Genomic DNA, 24546 nt, shown 5'->3' with positions numbered 1-24546 from the left:
CGAGTGCGCGAACGACCGGTATGCAGGAACGGGGCCAGCTCGAGTGGGGGCGCCGGACGGCGATCGGACGGGATGGGTGCGATGCGATGCACCATTTGCCGGCTCGTTGACGGGAAACGATTTGACGGAGGAGAGCGGTGAGATTTGCTGCGAAAGCAAAAGCTCCGGCGGGGTGAGACGCTGGGACGTTCGTCTCAGCGCAATGAGACGAATCGCGAGACGCGCGCTGCCACGCCGATCCATTGCCGCGATCGGTGGAACGGATCGTTGCGTACATTACCCCTTTACTTGAAGTTAACTTCAATTTGTATCATGTGCGCCAGTCCGATCGCGGACGCGTGACGCATCCCGTTGCACGCGGCGGTTTCAACGGAGGGGGAGATGACCGAATCGCCTGTCGCGGCCGATGCCGCCACGCTGCCGTCGCGCAGCTATCGGGCCGCCGTCGCGAACGTCGTGCTGGCGAGCATCGTGTCGGCGCTGCACGTCGGCAAGGCGACGATCGCGTTGCCGTCGCTCCAGCACGAGTTCGGCGGCTCGCTCGCGTCGCTGAGCGGGATCATGTCGGTGTTTCCGTTCGTCGGCGTGTTCGGCGGCATGGCAGCCGGCCTGCTGGTGCGACGCTGGGGCGACCGGTTGCTGCTGATCGCGGGCCTCGTCGTCCTCGGCCTGTCGAGTGTCGCCGGCGCATGGGCCGGCAGCTTCGCGCTGTTGCTGGCGACGCGTTTCGTCGAAGGGCTCGGTTTCGTGATCGTGGTGGTTGCCGCGCCGGCCGTGCTGAATCGCGTGACGCCACCCGAGCGGCGCAATTTCGTATTCGGGCTGTGGAGCACGTTCATGCCGGCCGGCATGGCGTTGTCGATGCTGGTCGGGCCGCTGCTCGGCGGCTGGCGCAACGGCTGGCTCGCGGCCGCGGCGCTGACGCTCGTCGCGGCGGCCGCGGTGCCCGTCACGACGTCGGCCGATGCGCCGTCGCGGCAGGCCGGCGCGCCGCGCAACGGGCCCGCGCTGCGCGACGTGCTCGCGTCGCGCTCGACCACGCTGCTGGCGCTGGGGTTCGCCACCTACAACGTGCAGTTCTTCGCGGCGATGACGTTCCTGCCGGTGTTCCTGATGCAGCGCCTCGGTGTCGCGGTCGGCGCCGCAGGGTTGATCAGCGCGGCGATCGTCGCCGCATGCGTGATCGGCAACCTGACGGCCGGCTGGCTGCTGTCGCGCGGCGCGCGGCCCGGGATCGTGATGGCCGCGACGTCGGTCGCGATCGGCGCGGCCGGCGCGGGGCTCTTCAGCACGGCCACGCCAGCGCCGCTCGCGGTCGCGCTGGGTTTTGCGTTCTCGGCGATCGCCGGGATGCTGCCCGCGACGATCCTCGCGTGCGCACCGGGCTCCGCACCGACGCCGTCTCTCGCGCCGCTCAGCATCGGCTGGGTCGTGCAAGGCAACTATCTCGGGCAGGTGATCGGGCCGCTGGCGATCGGCTCGATCGTCGGCGCCTTCGGCTGGTCGGGCGGCATCGGGCTGATGCTCGCGGCTGCCGTCACCGGTGCGGCGATCGGCCTGTCGCTGCTGCGCGAACCGATGGGCCGGCGCTGAGCGCGGCGCCGTTCAACCTGCACGGAAATCCGTCAAGCATGCTCAACACCATGGAAAGCCTGATTTGCGAAGCAGACCCGCCGTGCGATGCGCCGGCATGGGTCGAAGACGATGCGATGCCGCCACGTGGCGGCGTCGCGCATCCGCTTGGGACGATCGGCCGGGCGCCGGTTCCCGAGCACGCGGCGGCGGCCGTCTCGCCGTTGCGCCCGCAACTGTTCGTCACGGTGCTGGAGGCCGACGACCATGCGTTGCTGATCCGCTGGGTCGAGAGCGGCCGGTGCCATTACGGCGAGCAGCGCTGGCGCTTGCGCGTCGCGTTGCAGCCGGGCCGCTGCGCGATCTCGGGGCAGCCGATCGAGCCGGGCGAGCCGGTGTTCCGGCCGGTGCGGCGGCCCGTGCCGGCCAACGGCGACGAGATGATCTGCCCGGCGGCGGTGCCGGGGGCGGCCGGCCTGGCACGTGACGCCGCCCCGGAGGGCGACGACGCGCGCGAGCCGGCCGACGTTTCCGGTTGAACGCCGGCCGGCTGCGATGCCGCGTTACTTCTTCACGTCGCGCCGGTACTGGATGAACCCGGCGTTGTTCGCGAGCTTGTCGTACAGCGCGCGTGCCGTCGTGTTGGTTTCGTGCGTGAGCCAGTACACACGGCTCGCACCGGCTTCACGCGCATGTTCATACACGGCCTCGATCAGCGCGCCGCCTGCGCCTTGCCCGCGTGCGTCGGGTGCGGTGTACAGGTCCTGCAGATAGCAGTACGGCCCTTCGGTCCAGCACGAGCGGTGGTAGATCGCATGCACGATCCCGACCAGCGCCCCCGATGCGTCGAATGCGCCGAGCACGAACATCGGCTCGGCGGGATCCATCAGGCGGGCCCACGTCGTCGCGAACACCGCCTCGCTCAGCGCGGTGTCGTAGAACTTCTGATAACCCTGCCACAGCGGGCGCCACGCGGCTTCGTCGGCGGCGACGAGCGGGCGCACCGTGACGCGGGTGGCATCGTTCGCGCGGCTGGCCGCATCGCGCGCGCTGGCCTGCGCGTGGCGGATCGCGGTGAGCGACCGGCGCTGCTCGCCCTGAGCGTCGAAGTTCTCCGGCGCGAGCCACGCGTCGAACGCGGCGCGCACATCCGGCCATTCGCCGTCGATGATCGAGAACCACGCGGTGTCGCGATTGCGGCCGCGGTAGATGATTGCCTGCCGGAACGTGCCTTCGTAGCGGAAGCCGAGCCGTGCGGCGGCCTTGCGCGACGGGAGGTTCAGGTCGTCGCACTTCCATTCGTAACGCCGGTAGCCGAGCGTGTCGAATGCGTACTTCATCAGCAGGAACTGCGCTTCGGTCGAAACGGGCGTGCGCTTGAGCAGCGGCGAGAACGTGACGGAGCCGACCTCGATTACACCGTTGGCCGGATCGATGCGCATCAGCGCGAGCGTGCCGACCGCGCGGCCGGTGGCGCGGTCGATCACCGTGTAGTGCAGGGGATCCGGGCTCGCCTGCGTGGTACGCGCGTACTCGCGGTAGCTCGCTTCGTCGGCGTACGGGCCGTGTGCGAGATAGGTCCAGTCGCTGCCGTCCGGCGCCTGCGAGTACGCGGCGTGCAGGTCGGCCGCGTGGCGCTCGGCGTCGAGCGGTTCGAGCCGGCAGTAGCGGCCCTCGAGCACGATGCGCTCCGGGCGCGGGCGCGCGGACCAGTCGGGAACGGGGTGGCCGATGGGTTGCTGGAAAGCGTTGGTGAGCGTGGACAAGGTCGATCTCGCTTCGGTTGGCGGCCGGCGACATGCCGGCATGCAGACGATCGTAGTCGCGACGAGGTACCATGAGAAGCGCCAGCGATCGGCAAATTTATGGTGCCACGGATTTCAGGGGCTGAACCGGCGAGCCGTCGTTCACCTGCCGTGTGCCTCGCGCCGTGCGCCACTAGCCGTGCGCCACGTTCCGACATTTTCACGTTGCGATGTTCCGATGACGACTGTCCTTCCTTCCGGCGATGCGCCGTTGCTGCCGCTCGACGCGCCGCTGACGCGCACGCCGGGCGCGCCTTCGCTGCAGCGCCAGTTGCTGCGCCGCGTGCGCGACGCGATCCTCGGCGGCGCGATGCCGGCCGGCACGCGGCTGCCCGGCACGCGCGCGCTGGCCGAGACGCTCGGCGTGTCGCGCAACACGACGGCGGCCGTCTACGAGCAGCTCGTCGCCGAAGGCTTCCTGCAGTCGGACCGCCGCGGTACGCGCGTGGTCGGGCTGTCACGGCCGGCGCCGCCGCGCCGGCGTGCCGCGCCGCCGGCCGTCGCGCAGCGGCTCGGCCGGATTCGCCCGAGCCGCATCGGCACCGGTGAATCGGAGGGCTTCCGGCCGGGCGTGCCCGCGCTGACGCATTTCCCGGCGGACGCATGGCGCCACGCGATCGACCGCGCGCTGCGCCGCGCCGGCCGTGACCTGCTCGGCTATGGCGACCCGCTCGGCGAGCCCGCGTTGCGCGAATCGATCGCGCGCCACCTGGCCGTGACGCGCGGCGTGCGCTGCGATCCCGAGCAGATCGTGATCACGGAAGGCGCACAGGGCGCGATCGCGCTGTGCGCGCAGCTGCTGACGAACCCGGGCGATACGGTGTGGGTCGAGGAGCCCGGCTATCGCGGCGCGCGCACCGCGATGCAGGCCGCCGACCTCGACGTCGTGCCGATGCCGGTCGACGCGGAAGGGCTGCGTGCCGACGAGGACGACTGGCGCGAGCGGACGCCGCGGCTCGTCTATACGACGCCGTCGAACCAGTTTCCGACCGGTGCCGTGCTGTCGATCTCGCGCCGGCTCGCGCTGATCGACGCCGCGCGCCGGCATCGCGCGTGGATCATCGAGGACGACTACGACAGCGAATTCCGCCACACCGGCGAGCCGATCGGCGCGATGCACGGGCTCGCGCCCGATTCGCCCGTCGTCTATCTCGGCTCGTTCAGCAAGACGATGTTTCCGGCGTTGCGGATCGGGTTTCTCGTGCTGCCCGACGCGCTGCTGGCCGCGGTGCGGCCGGTGCTGCCTGAGATGCTGCGCGGCGGGACACGCCACGTGCAGCTCGCGCTGGCCGATTTCATCGAGACGGGCGAGTACGGCCGCCATCTCGGCCGCATGCGCCGGCTGTATCGCGACCGGCGGCGCTTGCTGCTGGCCGCGCTGGACGGCAACCTGAGCGTGCCGCATCAGATCGAGGGCGGGCCGTGCGGGCTGCATCTCGCGCTGCGGCTGCCGGCGCGCTACCGCGATCGCGCGATCGTCGACGCCGCGCGCGCGCATGGCATCGGGCCGTTTCCGCTGTCGGGTTTTTCGATCGATGCGGGATCGGCGGGTAACGGGCTCGTGCTCGGGTTCGGCAATACGTCGGCCGACGCGTTCGAGCCGATGTTGCGGATGTTGTCGGCGATCGCGGAGGGGGTGGGTGGGACGTGACCTGCGGGTGGCGGGGCACGCGGGTGGCGTCACCTGTTGCGGGTGATCTCCGCGACCGTATCGATATCGATCTCGCTTTCGCCTCGGAATCACGACGAGAGAATCGAGTCATGAAGATGCGAGCGCGATCGGTGATGACCGTCATTCATCTGGCTGCTTTCGTTACGGGAGCCGGATGCGCTCGTGCGAGGGTTGACAATCGGACTTGTGCGGATTGACGAACCGCACACTTTGTTCGAAACGGCCACCGTCGCGGCTCCGCGCTTGCCGCGCCGCCCGGCATTCGGGTTTCGATTCGTATGGTCGAACAGGCCGCGTGGACTATAAATGGATGGGTGTACCGGGCCTTGTCGAGCGCCTGCGCGTCTCGCGCATGTCGGCGCCGTGACTCCCGGGGGAGGTGCACCGTGGTTCGCCAGACGCTTGCTCGCGCCGTGCTTCGCACCGCGTTGATCGGGGGCGTGTTTGCCGGCTGTCTGCCGGCCCCGCCGGCCGTCCTTGCCGGAACCTTCTCGCCGCCCGTTACGCCGCACCCGATGAAGCAGCGGCCGGCTGCCGCGCCTTACGCGATGCCGGTCGATTTTCCGGCGATCGTCGACCGCTACGGCCCGGCCGTCGTGACCGTCATGACCGCCGCAACCGACCAGCAGGCGAGCGGCCCGTCGTTCGCGATCCTCGATCCCGACGATCCGCTCGCCGCGTTCTTCCGGCATGACGTACCGGCGTCGGCACAAGGCGCACCGGCACAAGGCGCACAGGCACAAGGCGCACAGGCACAAGGCGCACAGGCACAAGGCGCACAGGCACAAGGCGCACAGGCACAGGCACCCGAGATGTTGCCGCGCGCGGTATCGGGCAGCGGCTCGGGTTTCATCGTCAGCGCCGACGGCCTGATCCTCACGTCGGCGCATGTGGTCGACGAAGCGACCGACGTGACGGTACGGCTCATCGACCGCCGCGAATTCAAGGCGACGGTGCTGGCCGTCGACCCGCAAAGCGACGTCGCGGTGCTACGGATCGACGGGAAGAAGCTGCCGTTCGTGCGCATCGGCGATTCGTCGAAGGTGCGCGCGGGCGAGCCGGTGATGACGATCGGCGCGCCGGACGGATCGGGCAACACGGTCACGGCCGGCATCGTCAGCGCCACGTCGCACCGGATGCCGGACGGCAGCGCGTTTCCGTTCTTCGAAACCGACATCGCGCCGAACCCCGACAACTCGGGCGGCCCCGTCTTCAATCGCGCGGGCGACGTGATCGGCATCGCGGTGCAGGTCTATACGGGCCCGGACCGCTACGCGAGCACGACGTTCGCGATCCCGATCGCGTTCGCCGCAAAGGTGCGGGCGCAACTGCAGAAGCAGATGCAGGCACAGGCACAGCAGTCCCAGGCGCCGGATACGTCGTCCGGCAACGCGATCGGCGTCGACGTGCAGGATGTCGGCATCGGGCTGGCCGCGGCGTTCGGACTGCCGCGTCCGGCGGGCGCGCTCGTCAACGGCGTCGCGCCGGGCTCGCCGGCCGCCGCGGCCGGTGTGAAGCCCGGCGACGTGATCGTGAAGCTGGGCGACAAGACGATCGGCCGCTCGGCCGAGCTGAACGACCTGGCCGCCGCGCTGCCGCCGGGCCAGAAGACGCCGCTGCGGCTGATCCGCAACCGCGCGCCGGTGATGCTGACGATCACGGGCGCCGACGAGGCCGCCGGCAACGCGGGCGCGACCGTCGGCATGGCTGCGCCGAAGGCGGCTGCACGACCGGCGGCGGGAGCAGCGGCTGCCGACGGCGGCGACCGCCTCGGGCTGACGATGCATGCGCTCAGCGACGACGAGCGCCGCTCGACGGGGCTCGCCGTCGGGATGATGGTGGACGCGGTGCACGGCCCGGCAGCCAAGGCCGGCATCCAGCCGGGCGACGTCGTGCTGGAGCTCAACGACACGCTGCTCGAGACGCCCGATGACATACCGACGCTCGAAGCGAACGGCAGCGTGATCGCGGTGCTGATCCAGCGCAACAACGCCCGGAAATTCGTGTCGGTGCGTGCGCGTTAGGGCGTTGACGCGGTCGGTATCGTCCGCCTACCATCGTCCGACATCGCACGCAGTCAGCCAGGCAATCAGGAGCCATCCGGCATGAACGCAGCATTCATCATTGTAGTAGTCCACAGGCGCAGGGTCCGGTAGCGGCACCGCGCCGGCACCCATGCGCCCCCGACTCGTTCGGGGGCTTTTTTTTGCATTGCGCACGGCCGTGCGGCACGTGCATGGAGGGCATCCGCTTGCAATCGAACCTGCCGATCGCTTCCGAACGGGCGTCACCGAGACTCGCGACGCTGATCCTGCTATGCGCGTGCTCGGTACTGCCGCTGAGCCTGTTCCTGCCGTCGCTGCCGGCCATCGCGCGCGACCTGCGCGCCGACTATGCGCTCGTCGCGCTGTCGCTCGGCGGTTACGCGGCGGTGGCAGCGTCGCTGGAGTTCGTGATGGGCCCGCTGTCGGACCGGTTCGGGCGGCGGCCGGTCGTGCTGGCGAGCGTCGGTGTATTCGCGCTCGGTTCGCTCGGCTGTGCGATGGCGACCGACATTCGCGTGTTTCTCGCATGCCGGCTGATGCAGGCGGCGATCACGTCGGTCTATCCCGTGTCGATGGCGACGATCCGGGACACCGGCGGCGGTGTGAGCGCGGCGAGCCGGATCGGCTATGCGGCGATGGCGGCCGCGTTCGCGCCGATGCTCGGCCCGACGCTCGGCGGCGTGCTCGACCAGGCGTTGGGCTGGCGCGCGAGCTTCTGGCTGCTCGGCGCGGTGAGCATCGCGCTGTTCGTCTGGTGTGCGTTCGATCTCGTCGAAACCCATGCGAACCGGTCGTCGAGCCTCGGGCAACAGCTTCGCGCATATCCGGCGCTGCTGCGTGCGCGCCGTTTCTGGGCCTACGCGCTCTGCATGGCGTTTTCGACCGGCGCGTTCTACGCGTTCCTGGCCGGCGCGCCGCTCGCCGCGCAAACGGTGTTCGGCATCGCGCCGGCGGAGATCGGCTTCTACATGGGGACCATCACGGCCGGTTTCGTGTTCGGCAGCTTCGTGGCCGCGCGATACGCACGCCGCTACGCGCTGGCCACGACGATCCTGTTCGGACGGGTGGTCGCGTGCGCGGGGCCGTTGATCGGGCTCGCGCTGAGGTTCGGCGGCGTGACGCAGGCGATCGCGTGGTTCGGGCCGTGCGTGCTGGTCGGCATCGGCAACGGGCTGACCAATCCCGGCGCGCATGCCGGCGCGGTGTCGGTGCGCCCGGCGCTGGCGGGCAGCGCGTCAGGGCTGGCCGGTGCGATGACGATCGCTGGCGGGGCCGCGCTTTCGTCTCTGACGGGGGCGGTGCTGACGGCCGGCAACGCGGGCTATGCGCCGCTCGCGATGATGCTCCTGTCGGCGGCGATCGCACTGGTGGCGGCCGTCTGCGTGCGGGTGTTCGATGCGCGCGACGCCGGGCGGTGAACGGAAACGCGCGGCAGCACCGCGCGGAGCCGGGCATGGGGTGGGCACGGCTACCGTGCCGTGGGCGATTGGCGGACAATCGACCGATTATCGGGAGACGACGAACCCGCCGCGCGCCGGGCATGCGCCGACGCGAGCAGGGCGACTGGACGAGGATGCGATGAGCGACTTTTCTGATTTCCAGCGAGACATTGCCGACGCCGCGAGAGCGACATTCAGGGCGTTGCGGGCGCAACATCCGGACGAGCATTTCTATGCGTTCGCGCTGTATACCGACAGTGGTGCGATGACGGTGGTGCCGGCGGCCAATTCGGTCGAAGGGCTGCGCAGGATCCGCGAGCAACAGGCCGTCCCGGACGACGACCCGTGGTATGCGTGGGGTTTTTCCGAATGGGCGTACGCGGCGGCGGAAGCGTCGCCGTTCAATGCGATCTGCGGCAAGCTCGCCGATGACGTGCTGAGCCCGCAGTTCGTCCGCTCGAGATTCCAGGAGCATGTGCGGCAACTGCACGCCGACATGATCGCGGCGTTGCGCCTGCTCGACCGCGAAGGCCTGTTCGGCACGGGCGACGAAAGGGCGGCGATCACGCTGTTCGTGTCGATCAGCGACGACGATGCGGCCGAGGCGCTGGAAAACGAATCGGCGAAGGCGCTGAATCCGCCGGCCGTCGCCGACGCATTCCTGCGCCGCTACGGCTGACCGAAATCGGGATATCGCACGGCGGCCCCGGACGGGCGACCGCCATGCGTGCTGCGTGTTGCGTGACGGCTTACGGCTTCGCGCCCACGACGAATTCGAACGTCGCGACGCCGTCGACGCCACCCGTGACGCGATCGCCAGGCTGCAGCGCGCCGACACCCGCCGGCGTGCCGGTGAAGATCAAATCGCCTGCCTTCAGCTCGACCGAGCGCGATACATACGCGATGACGTCGGGCACGGCCCAGATCATGTCGGCCAGGTCGCCTTGCTGGCGTGTTTCGCCGTTGACCGCGAGCCAGATGCGGCCCGTCGCCGGGTGGCCGGTGGCCGTTGCCGGGCGCAGCGCGGTTACGGGGCCCGATGCGTCGAAGCCCTTCGCCCAGTCCCACGGACGGCTCAGCTTCTTCGCTTCGGCCTGCAGGTCGCGGCGCGTGAGGTCGACGCCGACGCCGTAGCCCCACACGTGCGACAGCGCGTCGGCCGGGTCGATCGACCGGCCGTCCTTGCCGATCGCGACGACCAGCTCGATTTCGTGATGAAGGTCGTTCGTCAGCGGCGGATAGGCGACGGTGCCGCTGGCCGGGACGATCGCGTCGGCCGGCTTCGTGAAGAAGAACGGCGGTTCGCGGTCGGGATCGGCGCCCATTTCGCGCGCGTGGTCGGCATAGTTGCGGCCGACGCAGAAGACGCGGCGCACCGGAAAGCGCGCGGACGACTGGTCGACTTCGACGGAAGGACGCTCGGCAGCGTCGATGACATAAGCGGACATCGGATGGCCTCGTTCGGTGATAAGACGGACGCCGCGCCTGTGCGGTGCACGGGCCGGCATGCGTGCAACGATACCCGACAGCCGAGTGGCCGGATGCGACGCAATTGCGTTTTACCGGGACAAAACTACGCGTCGGCCGCCGCCGGTGCGTCGTCGCCGTCCGGCAGCGCGGCGTTCGCGTCGCGGTACGCCTTCGGCGACACGCCGACCCGCGCGCGGAAGCGCCGCGCGAAATACCCTTCGTCGCGGAAGCCGACCGAGCGTGCGATATCCGCGATGCGCCGGCTGGTATGGGCCAGCAGCGACTGCGCGAGCGCGATCCGGCGTTCGGTCACGAGATCGGTGAAGGTGCTGCCGGTTTCCTTGCGGACCAGGTGCGCGAGGTAGTTGGGCGAGAGGAACGCGGCCTCGGCGGTCGCGGCGAGCGTCAGGTCCTCGCGGGTCAGGTTGGCGCGCACGTGGCGCAGCACGCGCGCGAGCGCGTCGCGCCGGCCCGCGCGCTGGGCGCCGCGCTGCGCGAGCTTGTCGAGCGCACCCGCGTACTGCGTGCAGACGAGCCCGATCAGCTGCAGCAGGTAGCCGCGCAGCAGCGTGGTCGAGCCGAACGTGCGCACGCGATCGGTGTCGAGCATGCACAGCGCGAGGCGGCGCGCTTCTTCGTAGGTGTCGCCGGTCAGGATGAAGTCGAGGTGTTCCTGGAAGCGGAACGGCGTCAGCTCGGGAAAGCGGTGCGCGGGCACGTCCTCGAGATCGAGCGGGTCGACGTCGAGATCGGCGCGCAGGAATGCCTGGCTGAAGTTGATGACGATGAAGTGCGCGCCTTCCGGGTGCGGGATCAGGTGCTCGCGGTGCGGCAGCACGAACGCGAGCGCGCCGCGCGGAAACGGCCGCGTGACGCCGCCGATCCGCTGCTCGGTGTCGCCGCCGAGATTGAACTGGATCTGGAAATACGCGTGCCGGTGCGGCTCGGTGATCGCCTGGCGCGACGCCTGGTCGCGGATGTAGAAGTCGAGCCGGTCGCTGCGTTCGGGCATCCCGTACAGGCGCGGCGGGGCGGTGGAGGGCATGAAGGATTCTGCTGTTCGTGACGCGGTTGAGCCGCGATGGTACAGCGAACCGGGCGGGACGGCGATCTGTGTCGCCGCATGGCTTCGCCCGGTGTCGCTCGCGGCGTGCCGCGCGGCGATCACTCGTCCGGATGGAAGCCGAGATAACGGGCGTGCGGGTTGGCGCTACCGGCACGCTGGCTTGCCGCGCCGACCGACACGAGCGCATCCAGTGTCGACGTACGGTTCGACACCAGCGTCCAGGCGATGGCGTCGTCGGCGCCGGCCGGGGCCGGGGCCGGCTCCGACGCGCGCTGCGCCGTCAAAGCCGTCAGCGCGGCGAGCAGCGCGGCAGCCGGCGGCGCATGGACCGCGAACCCTTCGTTGGCCACCGCCGCCGTATCGATCCCCAATGCAGCACACAACCGCGCCCGCAGCGGCGTCTCGGCTTCGCTCGCCGCACGCGAGCGCGCGATGTTCTCGCGGGTGGCCGCATCGACGATCGTGCCGCCGCGGACGAACGGCGCCTGCTGCCACGCGTCGGGCGTGCATTGCTTGCCGTCCGGCACCAGCGGCACGAACGGATTCACTTCGGCCGGATAGATCCGGCACACGAGCGGGCGCGCGTCGTAGATCGCGCACCGCATGTCATCGCCGAGGTTCGGGCACGGCCCTGCATGGGTCGCGGTGAGCATGACCGTGATGCGCACGGGCAGCGAGCCGCTGAGCGCGGCGCTCGAGCGCACGCGCTTGTACGCGGCGAACCCGTTGTCGGGCTCGGGCTCGACGAGCCACGGCATCGCATCGCACAGCAGCTCCACGTGGCCGCCGCGCTGCAGCCACGCAATGGCCTCGTCGATCGTCAGCGGAATGCGCAGGTCGCGGCAGCATCCGCCGCAGCCGTTGCAGGCAAAGTCGATATCGGTGGGGGTGTCGTTCATGCTTGATTCGATACGGATAACAGGGGGCCGCGAAGCGTCGCGACAGGGCAGCGGTGCGCGTTCATCGGGTGACCAGCGGCGCGACCCGGCGCCGCAGCTCGGGCACAACGTCGGTGTCGAACCACGGATGGTGCTTGAACCACGCCTGATTGCGCGGCGACGGATGCGGCAGCGGCAACACGCCGGGGCCATAGTCGCGCCAGGCGTGCACGGTGTCGGTCAGCGTGGCCTTGCGCGACTCGCGCAGGAAATGCCGCTGCGCGTACTGGCCGATCAGCAGCGTGAGGCGGATCGACGGCAATTCGGCGAGCAACCGGTCGATCCACAGCGGCGCGCATTCGGGGCGCGGCGGGTTGTCGCCGCTTGCGCCGCGGCCCGGGTAGCAGAAGCCCATCGGCACGATCGCGAAGCGCGTCTCGTCGTAGAACGTGTCGGCATCGACGTCGAGCCAGCCGCGCAGCCGCTGGCCGCTCGCGTCGTCCCACGGGATGCCGCTTGCATGGACGCGTGCCCCCGGCGCCTGCCCGACGATCAGGATGCGCGCGTCGCGATGGGCCCGCACGACGGGGCGCGGGCCGAGCGGCAGGTCGGCTTCGCAGGCACGGCACGCGCGGATTTCGGTGAGCAGCACGTCGAGCGGCGCGCGCGTGGGTTTCGGCATCGAATCGGATCGGGGACGGAGGGGTCATGCGGCGTCACCCGGGGCCGCGTGCCGGACGCCGGCAGGCGGCCCGGACAGGCGAGGCGCGGGAGCGCGCGCCGCCTGCATCACGCGGTGCGCATCACGCCGGCGACAGGCCCGGTGCGCCGCTTTCGGCGACGGCAGCATCATACAACGCGGTTTGTGCGATCGCCCGGGCGATCGCCGCGTCGTCGTGCGCCCCGTCGAGCATGCCCCAGCGCCGGTATTGGGACAGGAACCACTCGCCTTCGCGCGGATCGGGGCGGTTCACGGCGCCGCCGTCGTGGAAGCGGATCGGCAGCGGCGGCACGGCGAACGGGCCGGAGCCGTAGTCACCGAGCAGGCGCGGCGCGATCAGCCGGGCCGGCACGCCCAGCGCATCGGGCGACGCGAGCCAGTCGGCCGCTTCGCGACGGTGCGCGGCGTTGTCGAGCCAGGCGCACGCATCGGCGAGGGTGCGGATCAGCGCGCGGGCCGTGGCCGGATACAGCGCGACGAAATCGCGCCGGGCCGCGAGCACCTTCTCCGGATGATCGGGCCAGATCTCGCTCGTGACGGCAACGGTCCGCCCCGCGCCGCAGGCCTCGGCCACCGCATGCCACGGCTCGCCGGCGCAGAAGCCGTCGAGTTCGCCGCCGGCGAGCGCGGCCACCATCTCCGGCGGCGGGATCACGACGCTGCGCACGTCGCGCAGCGGATCGACGTCGTGCGACGCGAGCCAGTGGTTCAGCCACATCGCGTGCGTGCCGGTCGGGAACGTCTGCGCGAGGAGCGGCTTACGGCCGAGCGTCGCGAACGCGTCGCGCACGCTGCCGCCGGCGCGATATGCGTCGGCGAGGCCGCGCGACAACGAGATCGCCTGGCCGTTGCGGTTCAGCACCATCAGCGCGGCCACGTCGGCCTGCGGGCCGCCGATGCCGAGCTGCAATCCGCAGACGAGCCCGTACAGCGCATGCGCGGCGTCGAGCTCGCCGCTCAGCAGCTTGTCGCGCACGGTGGCCCACGACGGCTGGCGGCTGAGTTCGAGCGTGAGGCCGTGCCGTTCGCCGAGGTTCAGGCGCTGCGCGACGATCAGCGGGGCCGCGTCGCTCAGCGCGACGAACCCGAGGCGAAGATGTGCGCGTTCCGGCGCGGCGGGAGAGGAGGTATCCATGGCATTCATGACTGGGGTGACGCGTCGAGCAGTTGCCGCGCGACGTCGACGATGCGCAGGCCCTGATCCATCGCGCGCTTGCGCAGCGCCGCGTAGGCGTCGTGTTCGGATACCTTGCGCTCGTCCATCAGCAGGCGCTTCGCGCGGTCGATCAGCTTGCGCTCCGCGAGCTCGCGCTCGACGTCGGCCAGCCGGCGGCGCAGCGCGTCGTCGTGCGAGAAGCGGGCGAGCGCGACTTCGAGAATCGGCGCGAGGCGCTCGGCCGACAGCCCTTCGACGAGATACGCGCTGACGCCCGCGCCGACCGCCGCGCGGATCAGCGACTGGTTGGCGTCGTGGCTGAACATCAGCACGGGGCGCGGCGCGGTGGCGTGCATCACGGCAAGCTGCTCGAGCGTGTCGCGCGACGGGGAATCGGTATCGATGATCACGACGTCGGGATGCTGCTCCTCGACGGCGGCCGGCAGGCGCGCGGGCGTCGCGACGTCGTTCAGCATCTCGTAGCCGAGGTGCGCGAGCGCCTCGCCGAGCTCGCCGATCGGCTTGTCGGTGTCGGTGACGAGCAGCACGCGCAGGCGGGGGGAAGAAGCAGACGGACTCATGACGCGGACGGCGGCGGCGAAATCGTGGCGCGATGGGCGGATCGGGGGCAGCGGTCCCGTGCGGACCTCGGGTCGGTGCCGCGCGCGATGGCCCGGCGGCCGGCGCCGCTGTCTTCATGATAGGTAGGCGGCTGGTGCCGCATGGCGTCGCGCATGCTACGCGGCCCGGGACAAGGCCGTTTCGATCGCGGCGCCCGCGTCCGGCACGTGCTGCACGGCGGCTTCGCCGATCGCGCCGCCGACGAGGATCACTGCCGGGCTGCCGAGCCGCGCGGCGTCGATGCCGCGCGCGAGACCGCCGAGCGTGCCGGTCCAGCGGCGTTCGTCGGGCGTGCCGGCCCATTGCACGGCCGCGGCCGGCGTCGCGGGCGGCAGCACGGCGAGCAGGCCGGCGGCAATGCGGTCGACGCGGCTCATGCCCATGTAGATCGCGAGCGTGGTGCCGGTCGACGCGAGACGCGCCCAGTCGGGTTCGCCGTGGTCCTGACGGTGCGCGGTGACGAAGGTGACGCCGTGGCAATGCGCGCGGTGCGTGAGCGAGATGCCGAGGCTCGCGGCGGCCGCGAAGCCCGACGAGATGCCGTTGACGATCTCGACCGGAATCGCGGCGGCGCGCAGTGTCGCGAGTTCTTCGCCGGCACGCCCGAACAGCAGCGCATCGCCGCCTTTCACGCGCACCACGTGGGCGCCGCGCAGCGCGTAGCGGCGCATCAGCTTCTCGATGAATGCCTGCGGCGTGGAGCGGCAGCCGCCGCGCTTGCCGACGCGGATCACGCGTGCCTGCGGCGCAAGTTCGACGATGCCGGGCGCGACGAGGTCGTCGAGCAGCAGCACGTCGGCGGCGGCCAGCGCCTTCGCGGCCTTCAGCGTGAGGAGATCGGGATCGCCGGGGCCGGCGCCCAGCAGCGTGACTTTGCCTGTCGTCATGTCGTGTTCCAATGCCGCCGGCAGGCGGCGGTCGATAGCGCGTTGTGTTGCGCGGCGGCGGCGGGCGGTCGAAACGCACCGGCATCCGGCCGTGCCGCGCACGGAGGGACGCCGTTGTCCTGATCGGCCCGCCGGAATGACGGGCAGGGTTTGCGGGGACTGCCCACCGGCGCCGTTGCCGGTGTTATCAGCGGATTCAGCAATATCCGGGCCAACCGGCATGACGCGTCGCGTCGCGGCGGCGGCAACGGCGCGCGTTGCGCCGCGCGATGGCCGCGCGTGCCCATGCAGCCGTCGCGCCAAAGCAGCCGCCATGCCGCATCGGCGTGCATCGTGCCCCGTCGGCGCGCACCGCGATGTCGCACGGCGACAGTGCTGCAGCGCACCACATCTGTGCCTCGCTGCCTCACGGCGCATCGTGGGTCGCACGAAGCCGCGCATCGTGCAACGCCCGATGCGCCTTGCGTGGCGCGGCTGTGGGCCCGATTCGCGACGACATGGCACGGCGTTTGCGTTGGGAGGGTCGGGCGGATCAATGGCGGTTCGTCCGGCAGTACCGATTACCGACGCGCCCGGCAACGGGCTTCATGGGCAACGGCGTCCTACGCATTGGGTCTCGACGAGACCGGGTGCGCAGGACGCCGTTTTTCGTTTGGCGGATGACATGACCGACAAAGCTACCCGTATCGATCTCTTCAGCTTCCGCACCGCGCCGATGCGCGCGTTCCACCTGACGTGGATGGCGTTCTTCGTGTGTTTCTTCGCGTGGTTCGCGTGCGCGCCGCTGATGCCGCTGATCGCACGCGAATTCCACCTGACGGCCGCGCAGGTCGCCAACATCAACATCGCGGCGGTGGCCGCGACGATCGCCGTGCGGCTGCTGGTCGGCCCGCTGTGCGACCGCTTCGGCCCGCGCCGCGTGTACGTCGGCCTGCTGCTGCTCGGCGCGATCCCCGTGTTCGCGGTGTCGTTCACGCACGACTACCTGTCGTTCCTGATCTGCCGGCTCGGCATCGGCGCGATCGGCGCGGGCTTCGTGATCACGCAGTACCACACGTCGGTGATGTTCGCGCCGAACGTGGTTGGCACCGCGAACGCGACGACGGCCGGCTGGGGTAACGCCGGCGCAGGCGCCACGCAGGCGCTGATGCCGCTGCTCGTCGCCGCCGGCCTGATGCTCGGCTTCGGCGAGGATTCGTCGTGGCGCATCGCGCTGGTCGTGCCGGGCGCCGCGATGCTCGTGATGGCCTGGGCGTACTGGCGCTTCACGCAGGACTGCCCGCAAGGCGACATCATCGCGCTGCGCCAGGCGGGCGTGACCGTCGACAGCGGCAAGAAGGGCGGCTGGGCGAGCTTCTTCGCGGCCTGCGGCAACTATCGCGTGTGGATGCTGTTCGTCACGTACGGCGCGTGCTTCGGCGTCGAGGTGTTCATCCACAACATCGCCGCGCTGTACTACGTCGATCACTTCAGCCTGTCGCTGAAGGACGCTGGGTTCGCGGTCGGCCTGTTCGGGCTGCTCGCGCTGTTTGCCCGTGCGCTCGGCGGCTGGCTGTCCGACAAGATCGCCGCGCGCCGCAGCCTCGACGTGCGCGCGACGCTGCTGTGCGCGCTGATCATCGGCGAAGGGCTCGGGCTGATCTGGTTCTCGCATGCGCAAAGCGTCGGCATCGCCCTCGTCGCGATGCTCACGTTCGGCCTCTTCACGCACATGGCTTGCGGCGCGACCTACGCGCTGGTGCCGTTCATCGACCGCAAGGCACTCGGCGGCGTGGCGGGGATCGTCGGCGCGGGCGGCAACGTCGGCGCGGTGGCCGCGAGCTTCCTGCTGAAGGGTGTCGGCGATGTGCAGCACACGCTGAGCCTGCTCGGGCTGGCCGTCACCGCGACCGCGCTGTGCGCGATGGCCGTGCGCTTCAGCGCGGAACACAAGGCGCGCGAAGCCGAGCTGCGCGACCGCGCGCTGGCTGCCAGCGGCGTCGCGAACTGATCGACCGAAGGAAACGTCACCATGAAACTCATCGTCATCGGCCACGGCATGGTCGGCCACAAGTTCCTCGAATGCGTCGCGGCGGAAGCGGGCGGCGCGGACGCGCTGCAGGTCACGGTGCTTGGCGAGGAACCGCGCCCGGCTTACGATCGCGTGCACCTGTCGGAATTCTTCGCGGGCAAGTCGGCGGACGACCTGTCGCTCGTCGAACCCGGCTTCTTCGAACGTCATCCGCAGTTCGACCTGCGCCTGAACGCGCAAGTCGCGTCGATCGACCGCGCCGCGCATACGGTCACGCTCGCGTCCGGCGAAACGCTCGCGTACGACAAGCTGGTGCTCGCGACGGGTTCGCGCCCGTTCGTGCCGCCGATGCCGGGGCACGATCGCGACGGCTGCTTCGTGTACCGGACGATCGAGGATCTCGAAGCGATGCAGGCGTGCGGCACGCACGCGAAGCGCGGTGTCGTGGTCGGCGGCGGGCTGCTCGGCCTCGAATGCGCGAAGGCGCTGCGCGACATGGGGCTCGACACGCACGTCGTCGAATTCGCGCCGCGGCTGATGGCCGTGCAGGTCGACGACGGTGGCGGCCGGATGCTGCGCGCGAAGATCGAGGCGCTCGGCGTCACCGTGCATACGGGCAAGAACACGCTGGAAATCGTCGATGGCGAGGCAGGCACGCACCGGATGGCGTTCGCCGACGGCTCGCACCTCGACGCCGACATGATCGTGTTCTCGGCCGGCATCCGTGCCCGCGACGAACTGGCCCGCGCATGTGGCCTGGACATCGGCCCGCGCGGCGGCGTCGCGATCGACGACGCGTGCCGCACGAGCGATGCCGATATCTACGCGATCGGCGAATGCGCGGCCTGGAACGGCATGGTGTACGGCCTCGTCGCCCCCGGCTACGACATGGCGCGCGTGGTCGCGAAGCAGCTCGGCGGCGATGCGAACCGTGCAGCGGAAGCCGCCTTCGCCGGCGCCGACATGAGCACGAAGCTGAAGCTGATGGGCGTGGACGTCGCGAGCATCGGCGACGCGCACGGCACGACGGCCGGCAGCCGCACCTACCAGTACGCGGACGAGCGCCGCCAGGTCTACAAGAAGCTCGTGGTGTCCGACTGCGGCAAGTTCCTGCACGGCGCGGTGATGGTCGGCGATGCGGCCGAGTACGGCACGCTGCTGCAGATGATGCTGAACCGCATCGAGCTGCCGGAGTCGCCGAAATTCCTGATCCTGCCGTCGTCGGACGGCGTCGCGAAGCCGGCGATCGGCGTCGAGGCGCTGCCCGCGGCCGCGCAGATCTGCTCGTGCAACAACGTGTCGAAGTCGCAGATCTGCACGGCGGTCGCCGACGGTGCGACGAGTCTCGGCGCGCTGAAGACGTGCACCGGCGCCGGCACGTCGTGCGGCGGCTGCGTGCCGCTCGTCACGCAGATCATGAAGGCCGAGATGAAGAAGCAGGGCCTCGCGGTCAACAACCATCTGTGCGAGCACTTCCCGCATTCGCGCCAGGAACTGTTCCACCTGATCCGCGTCGAGCGCATCACGACCTTCGACGAACTGCTCGCGAAGCACGGCCACGGCCTCGGCTGCGACGTGTGCAAGCCGGCGGTGGCGGGCATCCTCGCGTCGTGCTTCAACGAATTCGTGCTGAAGAAGGAGCACGCGGGGCTGCAGGATTCGAACGACTACTATCTCGCGAACATCCAGCGCGACGGCACGTACTCGGTCGTGCCGCGCATGCCGGGCGGCGAGGTCACGCCGCAAGGGCTGATCGCGGTCGGCCAGGTCGCGCAAAAGTATGGGCTGTACACGAAGATCACCGGCGGCCAGCGCGTCGACCTGTTCGGCGCGCGCGTCGAGCAACTGCCGTCGATCTGGGAAGAACTGATCGCGGCCGGCTTCGAATCGGGCCACGCGTACGGCAAGGCGCTGCGCACCGTGAAGTCGTGCGTCGGGTCGACGTGGTGCCGTTACGGCGTCGGCGATTCGGTCGGCCTCGCGATCGACCTGGAGAACCGCTACAAGGGGCTGCGCGCGCCGCACAAGATCAAGTTCGGCGTGTCCGGCTGCACGCGCGAGTGCGCGGAGGCCCAGGGCAAGGACGTCGGCATCATCGCGACCGAGAAGGGCTGGAACCTGTACGTGTGCGGCAACGGCGGGATGAAGCCGCGTCATGCGGAACTGCTCGCGTCCGATCTCGATCGTCCGACGCTGATCCGCTACATCGACCGCCTCCTGATGTTCTACGTGCGCACCGCCGACCGGCTGCAACGCACCAGCGTGTGGCGCGACAACCTCGAAGGCGGCCTCGACTACCTGATCGACGTCGTCGTGCACGACCGGCTCGGGCTCGGCGCCGAACTCGAAGCCGACATGCAGCATGTGGTCGACACCTACGAGTGCGAATGGAAGAAGGCCGTGACCGATCCCGACACGCGCAAGCGCTTCCGTCACTTCGTGAACAGCGACGCGCCCGACACGACCATCGAATTCGTCGAGACGCGCGGACAGATCCGGCCCGCGACGCCCGGCGAACGCGCGGGCGGCAAGCCGGTGTCGATTCCCGTCGTCGCTGAAGGCGTAACGCAAGCCGCCACCGAACCCGCTACCGTTTGACCCTGACCGACACCCGCGTTTTTCCCAAGGAGTCCATCATGAACGATCGTCTTCCGCTGTCCTGGACCCGCGTGTGCGCGCTCGACGACATCGTGCCCAACACCGGCGTGTGTGCGCTCGTTAACGGCGAGCAGGTCGCGGTTTTTCACGTCGCGCATGCCGAAGCCGGCGGCGTGTTCGCGATCGACAACGTCGATCCGGTGTCGCAGGCGGCCGTGATGTCGCGCGGGCTGATCGGTAGCCTCGGCGAGCGCGTGGTCGTCGCGTCGCCGCTGTACAAGCAGCACTTCGACCTGCGCACCGGCGAATGTCTCGAGGCGCCCGAGCAGTCGGTGAGCGCGTATCCGTCGCGGGTCGAGGACGGTTTCGTGTGGATCGCAGCCTGACCGCCCCGGAGCGCGCATGACCGCCACCCCCGTCAAGAGCGTGTGTCCGTACTGCGGCGTCGGCTGCGGGATGGTGCTGCACGTCGAGGAAGGCGAAGTCGTCAAGGTGTCCGGCGACGCCGACCATCCGACCAACTTCGGGCGGCTGTGCACGAAGGGCGCGTCGGCGCACGTCGCGCTGCGCCGCTCGGGGCGGCTCGACCGCGCGTTCGTGCGGCGGGCGCGCGAGGAGGACCTGGTGCCGCTGCCGGCCCGCGACGCGATCGCCGATACCGCGCGCCGCCTGCGCGCGGTGCTCGATGCGCACGGGCCCGACGCGCTGTCGTTCTATGTATCGGGGCAGATGTCGATCGAGGCGCAATACCTCGTCAACAAGCTCGCGAAGGGCTTCGTCGGCACCCGCAACATCGAGTCGAATTCGCGCCTGTGCATGGCGAGCGCGGGCACCGGCTACAAGCAGTCGCTCGGCGCGGACGGCCCGCCCGGGTCGTACCAGGATTTCGATCGCGCGAACCTGTTCTTCGTGATCGGCGCGAACATGGCCGACTGCCATCCGATCCTGTTCCTGCGGATGATGGATCGCGTGAAGGCCGGCGCGAAGCTGATCGTCGTCGATCCGCGCCGCACCGGCACGGCCGACAAGGCCGACCTGTTCCTGCAGATCCGGCCGGGCACCGATCTCGCGCTGGCCAACGGGCTGCTGCATCTGCTGCATGCGAACGGCCGCACCGATGCCGCATTCATCGACGCGTACACCGAAGGCTGGGACGCGATGCCCGCGTTCCTCGCCGACTACACGCCCGCGCGTGTCGCCGACATCACCGGGCTCGCGGAAGCCGACCTTCGCACGGCCGCGCAGTGGATCGGCGACGCGCAGGAGTGGATGAGCTGCTGGACGATGGGGCTCAACCAGAGCACGCACGGCGTGTGGAACACCAATGCGATCTGCAATCTGCATCTCGCGACGGGCAAGATCTGCCGCCCAGGCAGCGGCCCGTTCTCGCTGACCGGCCAGCCGAACGCGATGGGCGGGCGCGAGATGGGCTACATGGGCCCCGGGCTGCCGGGCCAGCGCTCGGTGGCGTCCGACGACGATCGCCGTTTCGTCGAGAACCTGTGGCGCGTGCCGGCCGGCACGCTGCGCAAGGAGGCGGGGCAAGGCACGGTCGACATGTTCTCGCGGATGGCGGCCGGCGACATCAAGGCCTGCTGGATCATCTGCACGAACCCGGTCGCCACGGTGCCGAACCGGCAGAACGTGATCGCCGGGCTGCAGGCCGCCGAGCTCGTGATCGCGCAGGACGCCTTCCTCGACACCGAGACCAACCGCTATGCGGACATCCTGCTGCCCGGCGCGCTGTGGGCGGAAGGCGACGGCGTGATGGTCAACTCCGAGCGCAACATGACGCTGATGCGCGCGGCGGTCGCGCCGCCGGGCGACGCGCTGCCCGACTGGCGCATCGTCGCGGACGTCGCGCGTGCGATGGGCTTCGGCGATGCGTTCGACTATGCGTCGGCGGCCGACGTGTTCGACGAGATCGTGCGCTTCTCGAATCCGGCGACCGGCTACGACCTGCGCGGCGCGAGCCATGCGGCGCTGCGCGACGGGCCCGTGCAGTGGCCGGTCGCGCCGGGCACCGCGCGCGAGCGGCACCCGATCCGCTACCTGAACGACGGCGTGAGCCAGACGCTGCGCGCGGCGGGCGACGGTGACGCGACCGACGCGCCGCGCCTCGCGTTCCCGACGCCGTCGGGCAAGGCGCGCTTCTTCGCGCGGCCGCATGTCGCGCCGGCCGAGCGGCCCGACGACACGTTCCCGATCGTGCTGAACACCGGGCGGCTGCAGCATCAATGGCACACGATGACGAAGACGGGCAAGGTCGCGATGCTGAACAAGCTCAACCCGCGCCCGTTCGTCGAGCTGCACCCGGACGATGCGAGCGCGCTCGGCATCGCCGCGAAGGACAGCGTCGAGATCCGCTCGGCGCGCGGCCGCGCGGTGCTGCCGGCGGTCGTGACCGAGCGCGTGCGGCGCGGCAACTGCTTTGCGCCGATGCACTGGAACGACGTGTACGGCGACGACCTGTGCATCAACGCGGTGACGAACGACGCGATCGATTCCGAATCGCAGCAACCCGAACTGAAATACTGCGCGGTCGCGCTGCGGCGCGTCGAGACCGATGCGTTCGCGTCCGCCGATGAAGCGACCGCGCAACCCGATGCACGCGCCGACGACACGCAGCCCGTGCCGGCGACGGCGCAGGCGCTTGCTTCACAGGAATCCGACATGGCAGACCTCGACACTTTCGCGGCCGCGCTCGGCGTGACCGACCTCGCGCCGCCGCCGTTGACGGACACCGAACGGCTGTACGTGGCCGGCCTCGTCAGCGGGCTGAAGGCGAGCGCCGGCCGGCGCGAGGGCGGCGTGCCCGTGCTGCCGGCCGGCGCGCCGCTCACGCCGCCGGTGCGGCTCTGGCTCGACGGCATGCTGGCCGGCCTGTTCAGCCGCTCGCTGCCGGCGCGCGTGCCGGGTGCCGCGGCGCCTGCGCCGACGGCCGATGCCGCTGCGTCGGGCGGCGTGCGGATCGTGCGCACGCGGCCGAAGGTCGTGCTGCTGTGGGCATCGCAGACCGGCAACATCGAATCGTTGACGGAGGATTACGCGACGCAACTGATGAACGCGGGCTTCGAGATCCGCACCGCGTGCATGTCCGACTATCCGGTGGCGTCGCTGGCCGGCGCGCAATACGTGCTGCTGATGACGAGCACGTTCGGAGACGGCGATGCGCCCGACAACGGCAGCGAATTCTGGGACGCGCTGCGGGCCGGCAGCGCCGCGCGCCTCGACGGCGTGCACTTCGCGGTGCTCGCGTTCGGCGATCGCAACTACGACCAGTTCTGCGGCCACGGCCGCCGGCTCGACGCACGGCTTGCGGAGCTCGGCGCGGCGCGACTGTGCGCACGCGTCGATTGCGACGTCGAATTTCAGCACGACGCCGACCAGTGGCTCGAACGCGTCGTCGCGCGGATCAAGGACGCCGATGCCGCGCTGCACGCGGTGCCGAGCGGCGGGATCAGCCCGTCGGGGCTGCTGCCGACCAAGGCGCATCCGGCGCCGTCGAAGCTCGTCGCGAACCTGCGGCTGAACCGTCCGGGCGCGGCGAAGGACACGCGCTACGTGTCGCTGTCGACCGAAGGCGCGAACCTCGAATACGAAGCCGGCGACGCGCTCGGCGTGTGGCCGACCAACTGCCCCGAGCTGGTCGACGAGCTGCTGTCGGTCACCGCGCTGAAGGCCGATGCGCCGGTGTCGGTGGCGGGCGTCGGCGACGTGCGCCTCGGCGACGCGCTCGCGCGCCACTTCGACATCACGCGCCCGCATCCGGACACGCTTGCGTTCATCGCATCGCGCAGCGCGAACGGCGCGCTGAAGTCGCTACTGGCCGACGACCGCAAGAGCGACCTGAAGCAGTGGCTGTGGGGGCAGCAGCTTGCGGACGTGCTGCACGAGTTCCCGGTCGAGCTGTCTGGCACGGAGCTGGTCGGGATGCTCAAGCGCATGCAGCCGCGCCTCTATTCGATCGCGTCGAGCCCGAGCGCGCACCCGGGCGAGATCCACCTGACCGTGTCGGCCGTGCGCTATCACAACGGCCGGCGTGCGCGCAAAGGCGTCGCGTCGACGTTCCTCGCCGACCGCGCGGACGATGGCCGCGTGCCGGTATTCGTGCAAAAGTCCGCGCATTTCCGGCCGCCGGTGAACGGCGACGTGCCGATCGTGATGGTCGGCCCCGGCACCGGCGTCGCGCCGTTCCGCGGTTTCCTGCACGAGCGGCAGGCACGCGGCGCGCGCGGCCGCAACTGGCTGTTCTTCGGCGAGCAGCACGCGCAGACCGACTTCTACTACGGCGACGAACTGGGCGCGATGCACGACAGCGGCTTCCTGACGCGGCTCGACCTCGCGTTCTCGCGCGACCAGGCCGACAAGATCTACGTGCAGGACCGGATGCGCGAGCAGGGCGGCGAGCTGTTCGCGTGGCTGGAGGAAGGCGCGCACTTCTACGTGTGCGGCGATGCCGCGCGGATGGCGAAGGATGTCGACACGGCGTTGAAGGCGGTGGTCGCCGAGCATGGCGGGATGTCGGATGAAGCCGCGAACGATTATGTCGCTCGGCTTTCGAAGGCGCGGCGCTACGTGCGGGACGTGTACTGAACGCCGGCG

General features: G+C 70.2%; 18 protein-coding genes. 10 read left to right on the top strand and 8 right to left on the bottom strand.

The annotated features are described in order from the left end of the window. The first annotated feature begins 381 nt into the window (after window positions 1-381). A complete protein-coding gene (locus tag CFB34_RS12005) occupies window positions 382-1593 on the top strand; it encodes an MFS transporter (RefSeq protein ID WP_089442295.1) in 1212 nt (403 codons plus the stop codon). A gap of 38 nt (window positions 1594-1631) precedes the next feature. Next, window positions 1632-2111 (top strand): DUF3331 domain-containing protein, encoded by a 480-nt coding sequence (locus CFB34_RS12000; protein WP_089442296.1) that lies wholly within the window; start codon window positions 1632-1634, stop codon window positions 2109-2111. A gap of 24 nt (window positions 2112-2135) precedes the next feature. Here CFB34_RS12000 and CFB34_RS11995 read toward each other — a convergent pair whose 3' ends face one another. Next, the gene (locus tag CFB34_RS11995) at window positions 2136-3338 is read right to left on the bottom strand and encodes a GNAT family N-acetyltransferase (protein ID WP_089442297.1); all 1203 of its coding nucleotides are present in this window, start codon (window positions 3336-3338) and stop codon (window positions 2136-2138) included. Between the two features lie 217 nt (window positions 3339-3555). Between CFB34_RS11995 and CFB34_RS11990 the strand changes: the two genes are divergently transcribed. From CFB34_RS11990 to CFB34_RS11975, 4 genes are all read left to right on the top strand, one after another. Next, window positions 3556-5028 carry a PLP-dependent aminotransferase family protein gene (locus CFB34_RS11990; protein WP_089442298.1) on the top strand — a complete coding sequence of 491 codons (1473 nt, stop codon included), beginning with the start codon at window positions 3556-3558 and terminating at the stop codon, window positions 5026-5028. A gap of 407 nt (window positions 5029-5435) precedes the next feature. Continuing rightward, complete coding sequence (locus tag CFB34_RS11985; protein ID WP_089442299.1) at window positions 5436-7073, top strand: trypsin-like peptidase domain-containing protein; 1638 nt, start codon at window positions 5436-5438, stop codon at window positions 7071-7073. A gap of 227 nt (window positions 7074-7300) precedes the next feature. After that, on the top strand, window positions 7301-8512 hold the full coding sequence (locus CFB34_RS11980) for an MFS transporter (protein WP_089442300.1): 1212 nt from the start codon (window positions 7301-7303) through the stop codon (window positions 8510-8512). A 160-nt stretch (window positions 8513-8672) separates the two neighbouring features. Next, entirely contained in the window at window positions 8673-9212 is a 540-nt protein-coding gene (locus CFB34_RS11975; RefSeq protein ID WP_089442301.1) for a DUF4303 domain-containing protein, read from the top strand. Window positions 9213-9282: 70 nt separating this feature from the next. Here the strand turns inward: CFB34_RS11975 and CFB34_RS11970 are convergent, their stop codons facing one another. From CFB34_RS11970 to cobA, 7 genes are all read right to left on the bottom strand, one after another. Next, on the bottom strand, window positions 9283-9981 hold the full coding sequence (locus CFB34_RS11970) for a fumarylacetoacetate hydrolase family protein (protein ID WP_089442302.1): 699 nt from the start codon (window positions 9979-9981) through the stop codon (window positions 9283-9285). A 125-nt stretch (window positions 9982-10106) separates the two neighbouring features. Next, complete coding sequence (locus CFB34_RS11965; RefSeq protein ID WP_089442303.1) at window positions 10107-11048, bottom strand: helix-turn-helix transcriptional regulator; 942 nt, start codon at window positions 11046-11048, stop codon at window positions 10107-10109. Between the two features lie 119 nt (window positions 11049-11167). Next, complete coding sequence (locus CFB34_RS11960) at window positions 11168-11968, bottom strand: YkgJ family cysteine cluster protein (RefSeq protein WP_089442304.1); 801 nt, start codon at window positions 11966-11968, stop codon at window positions 11168-11170. Between the two features lie 61 nt (window positions 11969-12029). Further along, window positions 12030-12629, bottom strand: a complete 600-nt coding sequence (locus CFB34_RS11955) for a uracil-DNA glycosylase family protein (RefSeq protein WP_089442305.1) — start codon at window positions 12627-12629, stop codon at window positions 12030-12032. A gap of 121 nt (window positions 12630-12750) precedes the next feature. Then, on the bottom strand, window positions 12751-13803 hold the full coding sequence (locus CFB34_RS11950; protein WP_089442306.1) for a CmpA/NrtA family ABC transporter substrate-binding protein: 1053 nt from the start codon (window positions 13801-13803) through the stop codon (window positions 12751-12753). A 5-nt stretch (window positions 13804-13808) separates the two neighbouring features. Beyond that, on the bottom strand, window positions 13809-14405 hold the full coding sequence (locus CFB34_RS11945) for an ANTAR domain-containing protein (RefSeq protein WP_089442307.1): 597 nt from the start codon (window positions 14403-14405) through the stop codon (window positions 13809-13811). A 156-nt stretch (window positions 14406-14561) separates the two neighbouring features. Continuing rightward, window positions 14562-15332: a uroporphyrinogen-III C-methyltransferase gene (gene cobA / locus CFB34_RS11940; protein WP_089442308.1), complete on the bottom strand. Its 771-nt coding sequence runs from the start codon at window positions 15330-15332 to the stop codon at window positions 14562-14564. Window positions 15333-15996: 664 nt separating this feature from the next. Between cobA and CFB34_RS11935 the strand changes: the two genes are divergently transcribed. The 4 genes from CFB34_RS11935 to CFB34_RS11920 are packed head-to-tail and all read left to right on the top strand — an operon-like array spanning window position 15997 to window position 24537. Beyond that, window positions 15997-17322, top strand: coding sequence for an MFS transporter (locus CFB34_RS11935; RefSeq protein WP_089442309.1), 1326 nt, complete (start codon window positions 15997-15999; stop codon window positions 17320-17322). 21 nt (window positions 17323-17343) lie between these two features. Beyond that, the gene (nirB, locus tag CFB34_RS11930; protein WP_089442310.1) at window positions 17344-19941 is read left to right on the top strand and encodes a nitrite reductase large subunit NirB; all 2598 of its coding nucleotides are present in this window, start codon (window positions 17344-17346) and stop codon (window positions 19939-19941) included. 38 nt (window positions 19942-19979) lie between these two features. Next, entirely contained in the window at window positions 19980-20327 is a 348-nt protein-coding gene (gene nirD, locus CFB34_RS11925) for a nitrite reductase small subunit NirD (protein ID WP_089432814.1), read from the top strand. Window positions 20328-20343: 16 nt separating this feature from the next. Then, the gene (locus tag CFB34_RS11920) at window positions 20344-24537 is read left to right on the top strand and encodes a bifunctional nitrate reductase/sulfite reductase flavoprotein subunit alpha (protein WP_089442311.1); all 4194 of its coding nucleotides are present in this window, start codon (window positions 20344-20346) and stop codon (window positions 24535-24537) included. Window positions 24538-24546: the final 9 nt, after the last annotated feature.

It is taken from the genome of Burkholderia sp. HI4860 (assembly GCF_002223045.2).
Classification (GTDB): domain Bacteria; phylum Pseudomonadota; class Gammaproteobacteria; order Burkholderiales; family Burkholderiaceae; genus Burkholderia.
This window is presented reverse-complemented; position numbering and strand designations above follow the sequence as displayed.